The organism is Paenimyroides baculatum (genome assembly GCF_008629655.1).
Lineage (GTDB): Bacteria > Bacteroidota > Bacteroidia > Flavobacteriales > Flavobacteriaceae > Flavobacterium > Flavobacterium baculatum.
The window spans coordinates 15,261-32,143 of record NZ_VWSG01000018.1; the positions used below are offsets into that span (position 1 = coordinate 15,261).

Genomic DNA, 16,883 nt, shown 5'->3' on the forward strand with positions numbered 1-16,883 from the left:
CCTTTATAATTCCAAAACAATAAATTCTGATCTGCGGTTTTCTTCGTGTTCAATATCAGAACATTTTGAGCCGTTTATACATTTGTTAATCAACTGTGTTTCACCGTAACCTTTATAGGTTATTCTTGAAAGATCGATTCCTTGAGCAGCAATCCATTGTGCGGTAGATTTTGCTCTGCGTTCTGATAGTTTCAGGTTGTACTCGTCTGATCCTCTACTATCGGTATGTGAACGTACATCGATTTTCATACGCGGATAATCTTTCAGCACCTCAACAACTTTCGCTAACTCCAAAGCAGCATCTGGTCTGATGTTATCTTTATCGTAATCGAAATAAATCGGTTTAAGTTTCAGTACTTTAAACAAGTCATCATTCTTTTTCACTTCTACCTTTTTCTGTTCCAATACGATTGTTCTTTCGCTTACTCCGGATACGTTATCTAAAGTCACAGTTTCTTCTTTCGTAATGTATCCCTCTTTAGAAACCTTTACACGGTACGTTTCACCACACTCGTATTCGGTATTGAAGCGGTAGCCGTTATTAGCGTATTTATTAGATATACCTAATTCTTTATAAAGCTTGTCGTAAAGCGTTAGCGATGCATCGGTTACGATATTGTTTGTTTTGGCATCTAAAATTGTAACCAGTAATTCTTGAGAACAACCCAATTTTAAAGCTCTGGTTTCAACAAAACTGTAGATATCGTCGTTTCCGTGACCACCTGTTCTGTTAGAAGAGAAGAATCCCTGTTTGGTTTTGTAATCAATGTAATAGGCAAAATCATCAGTATTTGAATTCACAGGTTCTCCAATATTCTGTACCTCGTAAAAACTACCGTCTTCTTTAAGTTTTACACCGTAAACATCTAATCCACCCAAACCGATTCTTCCATCACTTGAAAAATACAGTTCGTCGTTGCTGTTTATAAACGGAAAGGTTTCTCGTCCTTCGGTATTAATTCCCGGGCCTAGATTCTGAGGTACTCCGTATCCGTTACCATTTACGGTTACTTTCCATAAATCTGAATTTCCGAAACCACCCGGGCGGTCACTTGCAAAATAAAGTGTGTTTCCATCTTTACTTAATGTTGGGTGAGCCGTATTGAAATCATTGCTGTTAAAAGGCAGTTCCTGAACATTGTTCCATTTGCCGTTTTTTAGTTCGGCACGATAGATTTTAAGTTTTGTATTTTTATCTGAATCGTAGCCTCGGGTACCTCCTAACATATTGTTTCGGGTAAAATACATTGTTTGTCCGTCTGCCGTTATAACTGCCGAAGATTCATTAAACTTGCTTTTAACGTCACCCTTTAACTTTTTAGCTTTCGTTTTTTTGCTGATACTGTCATTAGGCAATTGATAATCGTACAAACTGGTAAAAGCCTCTCCAGTCCAAGTATGGATTTTTTTAGAAAAACTTCCCGTATCGCGCGCACTTGTAAAATACAGCTGCTGATCGTGTACATAACTTCCAAAATCGGCAAACTGCGTGTTGATTGGAAGATTTTCTACATTGCGGTAACGACCAGAGTTTTCTGTAATCTGTTTTTGAAGTTCCTTTTCGTTTTTACGAACTGCTGCGATCTGTGTTTGCAAACCGGCTTTATTTACAAACTGATCATAATAATTTTTAGCTTCAGCACTATTACCCGTATGCTGCAATGTTTGTGCATAACGGTAATAAAATTCTGATGCGATATCTTCTGATCCAAATTCTGTAAACAAACGTTCGTAAAATGGATGTGCTTCGGCATATCGAGCATTGAAGTAATAGGTGTTACCCAATTTCTCTAAAATATCTTTGCTTACATAACCTTTTTTAACGATTTTTTCATAGATGGTCATGGCATCTACATACGCCCAGTTTTCGTATTCTTTGTCTGACTTTTTTAAGCCTGCCTGTGCCTGTGCCGAGGTATTTCCTAAAAATAAGAATGATGCCAAGGCCAATAGTGATAATCCTTTTTTCATGTCTGTAAATTTTAGAAGAATCGCGACGTATTCATACGGCGGTACTTGTTAAACAATTCAAATCTTAAGAAAACCTCATGCGATCCGTTGTTGTAATTAGCCAGTTTGGTGGTTTCTCCATCATAGCTGTAACCTATGAACAAACCATCGGTAACCTGGAAACCTACCAGTGCGCTCCAAGCAGCATCCCAACGGTAAGCTCCACCCAAAGTAAATCTGTTACTGATCAAGAAGTTTGCCGTAATGTCTGCCTGTAATGGTGCACCATTAGTTGCTTTTACCAAAAATGCCGGTTTAAATTTCAACATCGGATTTAGTTCAAACACATGACCACCAATCAAATAATAACTCATGGTTGTACGCATGGTACTTTGAATGTTATCATCATAACGGGTTGTTTCTAGGAAATTAGGAATAGAAAGTCCTAAATAACTTTTTTCGTTATGCCAGTAAATTCCGGCACCTATGTTCGGTGTAAACTGTCCGCTGATATCATTTTGAAAATTAGGGTCGTTCGGATTGTATGTCAGCAGTTTTGAATAGGCTACATTCAACATATTCCCTGATCCTTTAATACCGAATGAAAATTTACTGCCTCGACTGTTTAAATCTATGGTGTACGATAAATCTACACTTACCGTGTTTTCATCCATAATTCCCAATCCGTCGTTAATAAAACCTACGCCCAAGCCCAATTTGCTGTCACCCAAAGGCGTATTAACAGAAAAGGCATTCGTTTGCGGTGCACCTTCCAATCCAGCCCACTGTGTACGGTGTAAGCCAAAAATACTTAGCGAACCACGACTACCTGCATAAGCTGGATTTATGTTTACCGTATTATACATGTATTGGGTAAATTGCGGATCTTGCTGTGCGTTGGCTGTGAAGCTTACTAAAGCTAACAAAGCCCCTATGATTTTTAATCTCTTCATTGCTTATTAGTTTAGTTGTTGCTTTCCAGATGTATGTATCCTACTTTCTTAATCCATTGGCTTTGTCCATCCCAATCATACAGATATTCCACTACATAGTAATACGTTCCTGCAGGAAGCTTTTCGCCGCTGCCTACAATTCCGTTACCTTCTGCTACACCAACAAACACATTGTTTTTACTGTTGTAGTTTTTGGTTTCGTACACTTTTCTACCCCAACGGTTATAAAGAACAACATTGTTTTCAGGAAAATGCTCGATATTATCTATAATTAAATAATCGTTGATTCCATCACCGTCCGGAGAAACCCCGTTATAAACAACCACATCACCAGGATTCAAGAATTTTTCTTTGATTTTCCCTAAAGTAAATATTCCGAAACCATCAACCTGAACAGGTGTAGTAATTGTTTTTGCAGCTGCATCTACAACGCCACCTTCGTCTACCCAAAGGTTTTGAGTTGCATCCCAGCGAACGATATGCAAATCTTGTGTTCCGCGGAATTCTGCAGGTGTGGTTTGATCGTGCCAAGAAAGCGTAACCATAACCGAACCTGTTGCTCCGGCTGCCTGATTGATCGTCCAGTATTCCTGATTATTTACAGCAGAAATAATTCCCGTACGGTCTTTATGCGGATATGTTTGGTCTGTATCCTCTTTGAAATACTCGCTTAAATAAGTATGAGCAACATCTGAAGGAGCTGAAATTCCTGCCAAACGATAGTATCCCAACTTACCAATTGGAAAAGTAAAGGCGTTGTTCCCTTGTTTTTCAACCATTCCTTCGGCATAACTTTTATCGGTTGCATTCATTTGCGAAGCTCCGTTCCCGAAAAGCAACTGACCGCCATCATTTTTATTGATACGTACGATTCCTTCTCTGAAATTACCTACACCATCGATAATCATATCGCTGTTTAGGCTGAAAGGATACTGGGTTGATGTATTGTTGAAAAGCACATCGAAATGTTTTGAAGGCTGCGAACCTTCGATCATCTGCGGCTGACTTCCTTGAAATACCGTGTAACCCGTAGTCTTGTTTGTTGAATGTGTGAACAAGCCGTCGTTATTATAATTTTTATAGAACTGAAATTCACCGTCGTTAAAAATTACTCCCGAAGCTTTGTTGTCAAAATCAAACTGTGTTGAAACCAATGTACTGGGCAATATGTATAATTGACCTTGATTGACCATTACAGGTTCTACGGTTTGTGCATAGGCTACAGAACCTAAGCTTAGAAACAGTAAACGGATATTTTTAAATATCTTTTTCATAGTCTTAATTTTTTAAGTGAAACTAAAAGCACAAGGCAACCCATGTTAATTACTTTTTGGATATTTATACATAATTCGCCTTTACAATATTTTGTAAGCGTTTTATTTCACTACAAATACGATGTTTATCAAAGTACAATCTGTTGCCGCTGCGGTTACATCGTACGTCATTACACCTTGATTGTTAATTGTGATGTTTGAGAATACGTTTGCATCGTAATCGGTAATGATATAATACAAATCGGTAGGACTATTGAAATAAGGGATTCCTGTTGTTGGTGCTCCCGGACTTACTATATGATTTGGATTTGTTAAAGCAAATTGTGCTTTGTATTCTTCGTATAAATTTTTGGTTTGCCCAGTTGCACTTACCGAAGTGTTAAAGGTAATAGACGGCATATAGAAAAATTTTACTGCCTTGTTGTCTGTTGTTACCATTTGTTGCCACTTGATCCCGTCGTTATAATAAAAACCAGGTACCACGTCGTTTGCTGTGGCAGTGTTGTATACCGTCATCCCCGCAACGTGTGCCGATAGTGGTGCAGAATTTGTCGCTTCTTGTAATGCTAAGCGCGGCAATAAAATTCCTTTGTTTGGCGCTTCCACATCTAACATTGCATTTGTGTTTGGAGTACCGTCTGTTCCTCCTATTTTTACTTGCGCAGACATTACTGTGCTAAATAATACAGCTGATAAAAAGATAATTTTCTTATTCATAGTTCTTTAAGTTTTAAGAAGAACCATCTGTTTAGGGGAAAAAAACAGATGGTTAGGGTTAAAAAATTATTGGGCAGAGAATTCTACAACTACTTTTACGCTTAAGTCTGAGGAACTTAAAACGTTGTACATATTACCGGTTCCAATTCTAAATGATAAATTGCTACCTGCTAGCGCAACGTCAGTTGTAGATGTATTTATGATATTATTATCATTGTTTAATAATTTAATACTCACGATTTTCCCTAAAGCGGTTGTACCTACAGGTGGCGTAATACTAATTGTAGAAACATTTGCTGTACCTCCTGTAACAGTAGCTGCATAAACACCTGCATAAATTTTACTGCCGTCAATCCATGTATCACCTGTGTTCGTAACTGTTGTTGTGTTGTACGTATCGCCCAACTGATTCTTAATTTCTTGTTTTTGAATCGTTGTGGCGTTCGTTATTGCATTTACAATTGTTTGCGCTATATCAACCAGTTCTTTAACACCTGTAGTAGCATTTATCGTATAAAATGAAAACGCTGGAATTGCCAATTGGCCTGCTGGAGTTCCTGCTGCAATAGCTGTTCTTGTAAAATAAACATTTCCACCTTGGTTTAACAGATTGTTTATTATATCTTCTATTGCATTTTTAACATTGGTGTTATTCTCTATAGACCATTCAACATCTGCAGTAACATCGATATAATTTTTAACGGTAGCACTTTCTGTAACATATTCATAAACCACTTTTTGTACTGCCTTTGGATCAACTAAAACCTGGGCATATGCCGAATTATTAGTGCTTTTCCCAATGCTAGTTTTTGTTTCATTAGCTTTTACAATATCGCTAAACGCAGTGTTACTCACATTAACCCATGCTTTTGTAGTTGCATTCCATCTTTGAAACGAAGCCTGATTTGTTCCTGCATCGATAACAATTTTAGTTACACCTTCTTGCATTGAATTTTTTGAAACATACTCAATATATCCTTCAACAGTGGTATAATTTGTTCCACCACCAGTTACAGTACTTGTAATAAATTCGTTAAAGTTGTTTACGATACCATCGATAAAATCAATTTCATAAACTCCTGTTTCGGTTCCTGTTGTAGGATCTGTTGTTCCAGTATAGCTTTCAGAAACATAGTATTGTTTGGTACCAATAGTCATTAATTTGGTTTTGGTTTCATTTTGTTTCACTATTGATGCTAAATCAATAAATACTTTATTTCCTGTTGTTTGATTAATGTAATAAAATGAATTTGCAGGAATTGCGACTCCATTATTATTAACTGCAGTTATACCAGAAACTGTGTAACCAACATTCGCATCGCTTTTTGACGCTATATACTGTATATATTGCTCTACCGTTGTAAATGTTTTCCCATCTTCAGTAATTGTGACCGTTTGATCTAAAATTGTTTGAATATTTGTTGCAACGCCCGCTACAATATCAATTTCGAAAATACCAGCAGGTAATGTTCCTGATGTCCAACCGTTTACTACTGCCTGCGTAGGAATAGCTCCGCCATTTGCAATAAGGTACGTTTCAGAAACGAAATATTGTTTAACCGGAGCATTTGCCGTATTTGTTTTAACCAATGCTGTTTTAGATTGTGCTGCACCAACCAAATCGGTCAGGTTAACAGTTACGTAACCACCTGCGCCAGCGTTAGCTGCATCGCTCCAATATTGAAACACCCAATTTGCCGGAGATCCAGTTGCTGCTATATTTCTGTAAACAACATTACCTTCTACTTGAGAAGCGATCATTTTAATGATTTCTTCTACTGTATAAAATGTTCCACCCGGCTTTACAATTGTTGTTGTACCATCTAAAATAGTTTGAAAGTTACTTATTACAGATTGCGGTACATCTAATAAAATTACTCCTGCTCTTAAAGTAGTACCAGCAGAAAAAGGTGATGTTGGAACTACACCATTGTTTGCATTGATAGTTTCTTCTGAAATATAGTAGTATTTACCAGAGGCTGCAGGAAATTCAATAAAAGTAGTTTTAGATTCTGCTCCTCTTATCAAATTCATAATATCTGTTGTGATATCTTTTTTTGTATAATTTGTCCCATCGAAATAAACGTATTCAATAGTAGGTGTAGTTCCAGGGATAAACACCATGCCACCTCCAAAGGTATCACCTGTAACAACAGGATCAACCAAATTATTTGCAGGGAAGGCAACTTTAAGCAATGCTATTATTTTAGTTACATCTCCCTGAAGATCGGTAATATCGCCAATAGCTTCGTCTAACTGTGTTTGGTTTACGATGCGTTCCCAATGAGCAACCATAGTTCCGTTAGCCGGAACCCAATAATAAAACCCTGGAGTAACATCTGCGGCAGTTGCCGTATTGTAAACCAAAAGACTTTCTACTGCAGTCCCTGTTATCGGGCTAAAAGTTGTAGTGTTTGTTAACACCACACGTGGAATTAAAACTCCTTTATTCGTTGCCGAAATTTCTAATTGTACGGCATCTGCAGGGTTTGCTGTGCCTATTCCAACCTGCGCATTAGAAAACTGAGTAACCCCAAGTAATGCTGCTAAGAATGTCATTTTTTTCATAATGTTGTAATTTTAAGTGTTGACTTTTATTTTTTTATCTTATTGGTAACCATTTTGTTTGACACGATACAAGCTTTTGAACATTTTTCTAAAACAATGGTAATTGCTTGTCTTGGACCTATTTCGCATCCGTTTCTCATTGCTTGAACATAGAATGTTTGCGTTCCTACCGCGATATTTCTTGGCAATGTGAACGTTAATCCGTTAGCCGTATCCAATTTATCTGGACCTGCTGCAGAAGTGTAAACTTGGTATGTTGTACAAGCGTCCATAGGGTTGAATACAAGGGAATCAGTTGTACACAATGTTAATTCTCCGTTTGGATCTGCCCCATAATTAAATGTTGGCTTCATTGATATATCATAGATTCTTGTAAAATTCCCTAATACACCTACTACATTTCCATACGAAATTTTCACACGATCGTAAGGTTGGTTAAAAGGAGCAACAATCACAACTGCTTTATTCGTTGTACCGCCCAAAAGACCTAATAATTTTAAATCTAGAATACTGCTTGTGCTACTCAGGGCAGCACCTACAGGAACATCACCTAAATAACGTTGAATGGTATATCCTTGCAATAATGATAGGGAAAGAACAGGGTTTGCTGGTACTTCAAAAACAATTCGCAATTCATCTCCTGCGGTTGCTTGTTGTTTAAACACAGCTGTTAATGAAGCCTCGTTTAGCACAGCTACACCACGCGCAATTTGTGCGTATGTATTTACATCATTATCAAACGCATTCCAAGGATCTGTTACCGATGCTGTTGCACTTGCCACACCAAGACCTAAATCTTCTACTCCGTACAATACGTCAAGAATATTTGGATTTGTGTTGGCATCTATAGCTGCACAGTTTATATTTCCCGCTTGGGTGTAATATGCACCGAATACTTTTGTGTTTTGCGCAACGCTTAATACTGATCCTTGCGAAATTCTAACTCCTGAATAGGCTTGTGGACCCAAATTGTTTGACGGTACAAATGTGAATTCGATAACGTTGTCTGCTACCAATAAATCTAACAAACCACCGTCTACAGCTTTAAGACTGCCAATTGGGTTTCCGCTGGCATCCAATCCTTGTACAGACAAACCACCCGCTAATGTTAAAAGGCTGTATTCTTTTCCTAACTTAATGGTTACAGGGGTTCCTGCAGCAACTGCATTATCAAAATAAATGTTTTGCCAAGTAGTTCCTATACCCAACAATCCTAAGCCTGTTGTTATTGTAGAATAGGTTTTCGGGTTATCATCTATAGCGTTGTTTGTATTTGCAACTCCACCTGTGATGATAGATCCCCAATCAGAACTATTGTTTGCATATACTCTTTCAAAAGTTGGTGGACAATCATTGGCATCAAAAACCGTAACGATTATGTTTTCAAAAGCGGTACATCCGTTTAATGTTGCCACAACTGTGTATGTGTAAACACCCGGCGTTGCTATTGTTTGTGGTGCATTTCCACCTATAATACTGTTGTTATAATCATACCATTGTATTGCAGCTGCACCTGCAGTAGCAGTTGGTAAATTGAATGTATTTCCTGCCACAGCTGAAATAGACTGACCTCCGCTAATTGTTATTGTTGGTGCCGCGTTAACTGTAATAGTGTGTGTTGCTGCATTACCAATTCCATTTGCACAATATCCATCACCTTCAACTGTTACGTATAAAGTACGTGTTCCTACCAAATCTGGTGTTGCCAAAAGACTAAAAGTTGTTCCTTGGAAAGCTAATTGAGATAAATTAGCATCTGTGTACCACTTAAATACTGGATTATTGATTGATGCCCCCGGTGCTAACGCAGTCGCAAATGTTACATTATCACCCTGACAAACAGTAGTTGGTGCAGTAATTACAATATCGGCAGGCGTTCCTGTTGGAAGAACCGTTACGTTTGTCTGTGCTGCGGCACCTGTAAAACAGTATCCTAAACCTTCTACCGTAACATAATAAATAGTATTAGCTGTTGGATTTACCGTAATACTGTTCCCGATTTGTGGTGTATCTGACAAATTACTGTTTAAATACCATTTGTAAACCGGATTGGTAATCGCCGGTGCTGTCCCGCTTAAAGCTGCTGTAAGGGTAATTGAAGTTCCCGGACAAGCTGGTGCTGTTGCCGACGAAGAAAGTTGTATTGCCGTTGAACCTACATTGGTACAAGAAGTTGCCATATTAAATGTCACATCTTTCAGAATAAGCACATTACCCGGAGTGGTATAACTTACCTCTGCTTTATTGCTAATATTTCCTGAAGCCGGTAAACTTTCTACTTTAGTTACTACTGTAAATGTGGTTGATGCACCTACTGCTAACGAATTAATATTAAAGATTAGTTCATTACCATTTACAGTAGCACCTCCTGCATTAACAATTGATACTTCTGTTGGTAATGTATTTTGTAGAATATCTTTAACTGAAACATTCGTTAAAATATTATTTCCTGTGTTTTTAACAGTGATGGTGTATGTAATTTGATCATTCACCACTGCTTGATTTGTACTGGTTGCATTATTACTTACACCGTTTTTAACCACTGTAAAATCGTAAACTGCATTTACCGGAATAATTGTTCCCGGAGGTTTGGTTGTATCCGGATTATTTGGGTTGGTTTCATTATCCATTGGAGGATAACTTTCAATTTCAACAGTACTGCCGTTTTCTTTAACTTTAGCTATGTTTTTAATTTCCGTTATTCCGGTTAAATCTTTAGCAACTTTAACTTTAAACGTAAAACTTGTTGTTTGGTTAACTGCTAAAACTGCATTTGAAACAAACGTTACCACACCATTTGTGTGCGATCCGCCGCTTACCCAAGTTAATCCTGCAGGTAATGCATCAGTTACCGTAATGCCTGCTAAATCCTGACCTCCAATGTTACGTACATGAACGCTATAGTCTATTTCTTCATCACCACTAACGGTATTCAAAGTATTATTACCGTTAATCACATACGATTTCCAAGAAACCATCTCTGCACTTGCTAATGCATAACAACGCTCTACACCATATAATTGTACCGGTGGTAATACCGATGCACTTACTAGATTTTCGAGACCTACTGCAATACGGTCGTATGCTGCACCCGGTGCAAATGGTAATTCAACAAGACTTCCGTTGTTAAGCAAATTCAATACGTTAACTCCGTTAATAATCCCTGTAGTTCCCCAATCTAATGTTTCTACAAGTGTATCACCCAGGTATGCCTGTATTTTTAAATCTCCAAGCAACGACAGGTTAATAGCACCCGCTCCTGTTTTGAATTTGACATTTACTACATCATTAGCAGCAGAAACAGTATTAAAGAAGATCCATTGTTTTGCACCACCTGCTACATTCAATGTTCCCATACTGATTTCTGAGTATTGTGTAGAATTATCATTGATTGCATATTGCGGATTAGTAACACCTGCTCCTGAAAGATTATTTACCGATAACGACAGACCTGTATATTCGTACGATGTTGCAAAAGCATCCAAACACTGGTCTGTGCTAGTTTCGTAACACATACCGTAAACATTCATCGTGTTTGGTTGTGCTAAAAGACCTAAAAGGCTGTTTGTGATATCTGTAACGCGTACCGCATTGTAAGGTTGGTCTGGAGTTACCGCAATATAATAACGTCCGTTTTTATCTCGTACAATACGGATATCGCTATTTCCACCAACTGCAGCGTCTTTGCTGTTTGCAGTTGCTATCAGCGTAGAAGTACTTACCGCGCCTTGTGCATTATATGTATTGTTTTTTACATCTACTTTAAAATAATGATCCCCTAGAACCAGATTGTTCAATAAGCCCGACGCCACATTTCCTAAACTTCCGCCTACTAATTTTTCAAGAAGGGTTCCTTCCATATCAATGCGGATGTAAGAAGTGATTCCTGCCGGTACAACCTGATCGTAACCTAATTCTACGAATCCTTCATATTTACTTCCTAAACCCAAAAGAGTTCCTGCCCCAGAATTTAAGGTTGCAAAAGTTGCTTGGTTATCATCGAATAAATTTTGAATGTTATCTGCATTTTGAGCATTCACCAACATTGTTGCACATTTTGGTACTGCAAACGGACTTGTTTCAAACGGTTCCGGACAGGTAACTCCATAACGTACCACACTGTAAACACGTAATGGCTCTGCTGCAACGTTTAAACTAACGATTGATTCCGCACCAATATCCACACGGTCAAAAGTTCCTGTTGGTTGAAATTGCAATTCAGCAATACCTCCTGATCTGAACAATGCCAACAAATCGATATTATTTATTAATCCGCTTTGTAATGTATAATCGCTACCTACCTGCGTATTGCCATTATAGAACTTAATTTTATAAGCTCCCAATAAGTCCAATGATAAAACAGACGAAGGTTGAATCTGCAATCTTACTTTCACCTTATCATTTGGTTGTGACGGTTTATTAAAATAAATTGTCTGGTAAACGTTTGCTGCTACACCTGCGATTCCCAAATTAATTTCGGAATAATCAGAAGAGTTTGCAGAAATTGCACGGTATGCATTGGTAACACCAACGTTTGAAATATTTAAAGCACTTAAACCAATACCCCCGCCTTTATACGATGTAAAATTTGCAGGAAAACAAGGGTTTGTACCGATTTCAGAGCATGCATTGTATACATCTAAACTTGCTTTTTTACCTGTAGGCAATAATGCTGTAATATGGTTTGTAATGCGAATACGGTTATAAGGTGCCGATGGCGTAATTGCCAAATAAAAACGACCAATATTGTCTTGCACTACTGTAATTAAGCCATTTGATGTATTTGCAAAAGCAGCTCTACTGTCGTCTAATAAAACAGTGGTAGTATTATTTTTTGCTGCAACTTCAAAATATTGATTCCCTAATAGTAGGTTATTTGCTAAATCAGAAACCAGTTTTCCTAAACTACCGCCTACTAATCTATCTAAAACGTCTTTATCATAATTAATACGCACATAAGTAGTCCTGTTTGCCGGCAAAGTAGTTCCCATATCCAATTCAATGAATCCTGCAGTTGGTCCGCTTACTAATAAATTACCAGCATCGGCATTTAATCTTGCATAGGTTTCATTGTTTCCATCTATGGCATATTGTGCAAAATCTACATTATTAAAATCCACTAAAGAAGTGGCACATGAAGCCTGATCAAAAGGACCTGTTGTAGCAGAAGGAATTGGAGCAATTTCTGGGTTTATACATGTTGGAGTTCCATCGTAACGCTGAACGTCGTAGATACGTACACCATTTCCTAAAACACTCAATCCAACGGTTGAATTCAATCGTACTTCAGCTCTATCAAAAGTACGTCCGGGTGCAAATGTTAAAGTAGCCGCACTACCCGATTGCAATAAGTTAAGTGCATTGGTGTTATTTAGCAGACCACTTTGTAGTGATCGTCTATAAACTACGTCGTTCTGACCTGTTGATGGATTCCATCTGGTAAGAATAACTTCAATACCACCTAACAAATCTGTATTAATAACACCCCCCGAACCTAATGCTAATTTTATGTTTAATGTACTCTCTGCTGGTGAAGTTGTTGCAAAATAGAAATGTTGCGAAAAAGATCTTGCTACACTAAGGTCTAAAACTCCCGAAGATTTTAATAAAGAATAACTATTAGCATCTGTATCAATGGCTCTTTCCAAATACTGGTTGTTTAAATCAGCAACCTGAAGTCCTAATCCACCACTTCCATCGAAAGAAGTGCCAAACGGACGTCCACAAGCACCTGTTGCGTTACTATATGTAAAAGCATTATAAACATCCAAGTGATATTCCGTTCCTAATCCAACAAGGGTGATAGAACGATTGCTTATACGAATTCTATTATAAGTTTGTGATGGCTTTACCGCAATATAACTAGAACCATTACCATCTGTAATAAACTTTACTCTGTCTGTATTAAATCCTTGAGTATTTGTTCTTGTTAAAACAGAAGTTGTATTATTGCGAACATCAACTTCAAATTCTTGATTTCCTAAAAGAACGCCACCAAGTATCGTTCCTAAAGTATTTCCTAATGAACCGCCTAATAGCGCACGCAAAAGTGTATTATCTGCACCAATACGAATGTACGACCACTGATCGGCAGGAATAGCAGAAGCAAACTGAAGCTCTATAACTCCTTCATAAGATCCTATCCCCGCAGCTACACCTGGTGACGCTAACAAACGGGCATAGGTGTTATCGTTTAAGGTCGCATTATTCGGATCTATAACTCTACAAGGAGTTTGTAAAAAGCCTCCACAATTTGTCGTGTTATTCGTATAAGTAACTGTATTTGCTAATGTTTTAGTTTGCCCATAAAAGTTTGTACCGCAAATAAGTGTGAGTAACAAACACGATAGTGCGTGGACAATTCTCATTTTAAAAATAGTAGTTTTCTTTTTCATTTTTTAAAGTATCTATTTTAGTATCATTTATTTAGAATAGTACGGGATATCTATCAAACTAAATTGCCCAAATGAGAAAAAATTCTTTCTATCAAAAAATTATTCAAATCATTCTTATGAAAATTCACTACAGAAGATTTTAAATGATTTAATTCAGGCTATAATTTTTAATTAACTTGAAATTGTGAACGTGTAAGAACCAATCCCGACCTGTGCATTTTCGAAGTATATTACGCCTAGTGAGGCGCTTGCCAAGGTAATTTTTTTCATAAAGTAAAGTTTTAGTTAATATTCAGTTCATAAGCTTAAAAAAGTGCTTTATGATGTGACTTTTTAAAAAAGCATGGTCATATTATTGTATTATAAATTTTCATCAAAAAATCAAAAAAGCACTAATGAAACAAAATAAGAATTAAAAGTTCCTATTTTTAGATAAAAGTAGTACTTTTTTTTCACAAAAATAAATTTGTTAAAAAAAATTAAAAAAAAAACTAAAAATCGTTGTTTCTCGTAAGTTAAGAAGCAAGAAAGTTTTGAATTATTACCGAAAAGAAAATATGTTAGAGATTAAGACAAAATTAAAAAGCATACGAAAAGAAAAGAATTACACACAAGGGTTCGTTGCTGAGAAATTAGGTATATCGTTAAGAGCCTATACAAAAATTGAAAATGGAGAAACACAGTTAACCATTGACAGACTGGGAGAAATTATTGAAATACTGCACATAAATCCCAATGAAATTTTTAGCTCGGATATATGTGATGACGAGAACAAAACTAAAAATATTGAAAACCGACCTGTTGCAGAAGACTCGATTTCGTTGATACAACATTATGAAGAAACAATTGTTATGTTAAAGGAGCACATTGAAACGTTAAAAGAACTTATTAAGAAAAAATAAAAAAACCGCTTCATAAATTGAAGCGGTTTTTTTATGTATAATTTAAATAAAACAAGCACAAATATTTCCTGTTTTTAAAAATGTTTACTAATGGTAGTTATTTATTAATTAAATTGTTTAGTGCCTTGTCCTGTTTTAAAAGTAGATTTAAATTTTTCGCGTATTTCTATAACTTTTTTCTTTGCACGCAACAAGCGCATCTTCACAGCACTTTCTTTTATATTTAAAATTTGTACAATTTTATTAATAGATAAATTATACTGATATTTCATAAGCAGCACATTTCTATCCTCAACCGGTAAAACATCCATTATTTCCTGCAGTCTTTCATAGTTGATATCTAACAATTCTGCATCAGAAATTTCGTTGTAATCTATATTTTCACTAAAATAATTATGTAAAATTTCTTCAGATAAAAAGGTAGCTTTATTTTTATTTTTATTTACAAACTTAATACTGGTGTGAACAGTAATTGCGTAAATCCAGGTAGAAAGTTTAGAGTTACCTTTAAATTTAGGAAGGTTAAGATATATTTTAATAAAAATCTCCTGCGTTAAATCCTTTGCCTCTTCTTCATCATTAACAAACCAAAAACATTTGTTATATATAAATGGTGCATATCGATCATACAACATCTCGAAATAACTTGCGTCACCGGTTTCTGTTATGAAACGTAATAGTTCCTCATCGGAATAATTGATCTTCTTCATTGACAACATTTTTTCTTTACCAAATATAACCGATATAAAATACTACACTAAGTTTTTAACAAGGCTATTAACAAAAACAACAATTATTTATTTATAATATAGATAAAATAAAATAAAAACAGTAATATATATACTCTTTTAATAAATTGCTTTTACAGAACAGGAGTATCTGAAAATAAAAACAATTATTTATAGTCTAATTAATGTACATATAATCAGTAAATATTCAATTAACTAAAATACAAAATTAGCTTATTCAACAACTTACATTATAAATTCAAAATAATAAAGTATAAATGTATACTAATAATTAACAATAATTAAAATATTTATAAACAATCAACTTGCTTTATGTAAATTTGAATAATATCTTTTCCTTTTATATAAAAGTCAGTTAATTTAAATGTCATAAAATGATATTTTTAATGATTTATTTCATCTTAAAAAGTTAAATAAGACTTATGAAAGTTTAAGAAACATGTTTACAATAAGTAAGAAGTATATGGAAAAAATAAAGAAAACGTTAAGAGCTTTACGAAAAAAAAGAAACTATACACAGGCTCAGCTCGCTAATAAACTGGGAATATCTACCAGAGCATACGCTAAAATAGAGGCAGGTGAAACTAATCTAACCATTGGGAGACTGCGCACTATTGCAATTATACTTGATGTGAGTCTTACAGAACTTTTAAATGATATTCCTGATGACAATGTTGTAATAGCGCCGCCAGATACTATACCTCTGCTAAATCATTACGAACAAACTATAAATCTGCTTACACAACAGAATGAAATGCTTACCAAGCTTTTAAACAAACATTTAGAAAACAACGACTAAAAAGCACTAAACACCACCAATTACATACATATTTTCCATTGTAGGCTGTTCGCTACCACCGGATTTTTCTAGAGTTATGGCAAAATTTTGTGCGTTAGCTATAACCGCTAAAGGTATTTCACTGTCTTTTTCTTGCGTATACAAACCGGCACTAATTGGTTTTCCGTCGGCAATTGCCCAAAGCTGGTACTGCATACCATTTGGCGCTGTTGGTAAATTACCTGCATGAAGATATACCTGTTTGGTTTTTTTATCCCAAAATACAACCGCTTTTACATCTGCGTATTTTTCCACACCGTTTAAAGCAACTGTCTGCATATCTGGGTTGGCAACCATATTCCATTTTTGATCTGCTTTCTGTAATGCCAAAGTTTGCACATTCACTTCTGTTTGCAATCTGTCAATTTCAGTAGTTGATTCATTCTGAATTGTGATCCAAAACAAATTACTTGAAATACTTACCAGCAAAAGCACCGACGCAGCAACTGCAATATTTTTCCATTTTTTAAACGGCGTAATTTCGTTAACGGGTTTATCTTTCTGTACTTCAGCCTTTATCTTCAATTCCTTATCTGG

General features: G+C 36.1%; 10 protein-coding genes. 2 read left to right on the forward strand and 8 right to left on the reverse strand.

Going from position 1 to position 16,883, the window contains the following annotated elements; genetic code table 11:
• Window positions 1–3 precede the first annotated feature (3 nt).
• The 6 genes from F0460_RS15400 to F0460_RS15425 all read right to left on the reverse strand — a co-directional run bounded on the left by F0460_RS15400 (window position 4) and on the right by F0460_RS15425 (window position 13,857).
• Window positions 4–1,971, reverse strand: a complete 1,968-nt coding sequence (locus tag F0460_RS15400; RefSeq protein ID WP_150014835.1) for an OmpA family protein — start codon at window positions 1,969–1,971, stop codon at window positions 4–6.
• An 11-nt stretch (window positions 1,972–1,982) separates the two neighbouring features.
• A complete protein-coding gene (locus F0460_RS15405) occupies window positions 1,983–2,903 on the reverse strand; it encodes a PorP/SprF family type IX secretion system membrane protein (protein WP_150014837.1) in 921 nt (306 codons plus the stop codon).
• Between the two features lie 11 nt (window positions 2,904–2,914).
• On the reverse strand, window positions 2,915–4,177 hold the full coding sequence (locus F0460_RS15410) for a gliding motility-associated C-terminal domain-containing protein (RefSeq protein WP_150014839.1): 1,263 nt from the start codon (window positions 4,175–4,177) through the stop codon (window positions 2,915–2,917).
• Between the two features lie 102 nt (window positions 4,178–4,279).
• Window positions 4,280–4,894: a hypothetical protein gene (locus F0460_RS15415; protein ID WP_150014841.1), complete on the reverse strand. Its 615-nt coding sequence runs from the start codon at window positions 4,892–4,894 to the stop codon at window positions 4,280–4,282.
• A gap of 66 nt (window positions 4,895–4,960) precedes the next feature.
• Window positions 4,961–7,462: a hypothetical protein gene (locus tag F0460_RS15420; RefSeq protein ID WP_150014843.1), complete on the reverse strand. Its 2,502-nt coding sequence runs from the start codon at window positions 7,460–7,462 to the stop codon at window positions 4,961–4,963.
• 26 nt (window positions 7,463–7,488) lie between these two features.
• A complete protein-coding gene (locus tag F0460_RS15425; protein ID WP_150014845.1) occupies window positions 7,489–13,857 on the reverse strand; it encodes a DUF11 domain-containing protein in 6,369 nt (2,122 codons plus the stop codon).
• 557 nt (window positions 13,858–14,414) lie between these two features.
• Between F0460_RS15425 and F0460_RS15430 the strand changes: the two genes are divergently transcribed.
• Window positions 14,415–14,759, forward strand: coding sequence for a helix-turn-helix domain-containing protein (locus tag F0460_RS15430; RefSeq protein WP_150014847.1), 345 nt, complete (start codon window positions 14,415–14,417; stop codon window positions 14,757–14,759).
• A 104-nt stretch (window positions 14,760–14,863) separates the two neighbouring features.
• Here F0460_RS15430 and F0460_RS15435 read toward each other — a convergent pair whose 3' ends face one another.
• Window positions 14,864–15,469: an RNA polymerase sigma factor gene (locus F0460_RS15435; RefSeq protein ID WP_190304175.1), complete on the reverse strand. Its 606-nt coding sequence runs from the start codon at window positions 15,467–15,469 to the stop codon at window positions 14,864–14,866.
• A gap of 502 nt (window positions 15,470–15,971) precedes the next feature.
• Here F0460_RS15435 and F0460_RS15440 point away from each other — a divergent pair.
• Entirely contained in the window at window positions 15,972–16,307 is a 336-nt protein-coding gene (locus F0460_RS15440) for a helix-turn-helix domain-containing protein (protein ID WP_190304176.1), read from the forward strand.
• Between the two features lie 6 nt (window positions 16,308–16,313).
• Here the strand turns inward: F0460_RS15440 and F0460_RS15445 are convergent.
• A partial coding sequence (locus F0460_RS15445) for an anti-sigma factor (protein ID WP_150014853.1) occupies window positions 16,314–16,883 on the reverse strand: 570 nt, incomplete at its 5' end.

What these genes read in the sequence shown, in the direction of transcription:
- F0460_RS15415 (WP_150014841.1), bottom strand. Translation starts at nt 4,894, where the DNA reads ATGAATAAGAAAATTATCTTTTTATCAGCTGTATTATTTAGCACAGTA.
- F0460_RS15430 (WP_150014847.1), top strand. Translation starts at nt 14,415, where the DNA reads ATGTTAGAGATTAAGACAAAATTAAAAAGCATACGAAAAGAAAAGAAT.
- F0460_RS15440 (WP_190304176.1), top strand. Translation starts at nt 15,972, where the DNA reads ATGGAAAAAATAAAGAAAACGTTAAGAGCTTTACGAAAAAAAAGAAAC.
- F0460_RS15420 (WP_150014843.1), bottom strand. Translation starts at nt 7,462, where the DNA reads ATGAAAAAAATGACATTCTTAGCAGCATTACTTGGGGTTACTCAGTTT.
- F0460_RS15410 (WP_150014839.1), bottom strand. Translation starts at nt 4,177, where the DNA reads ATGAAAAAGATATTTAAAAATATCCGTTTACTGTTTCTAAGCTTAGGT.
- F0460_RS15405 (WP_150014837.1), bottom strand. Translation starts at nt 2,903, where the DNA reads ATGAAGAGATTAAAAATCATAGGGGCTTTGTTAGCTTTAGTAAGCTTC.
- F0460_RS15400 (WP_150014835.1), bottom strand. Translation starts at nt 1,971, where the DNA reads ATGAAAAAAGGATTATCACTATTGGCCTTGGCATCATTCTTATTTTTA.
- F0460_RS15425 (WP_150014845.1), bottom strand. Translation starts at nt 13,857, where the DNA reads ATGAAAAAGAAAACTACTATTTTTAAAATGAGAATTGTCCACGCACTA.
- F0460_RS15435 (WP_190304175.1), bottom strand. Translation starts at nt 15,469, where the DNA reads ATGAAGAAGATCAATTATTCCGATGAGGAACTATTACGTTTCATAACA.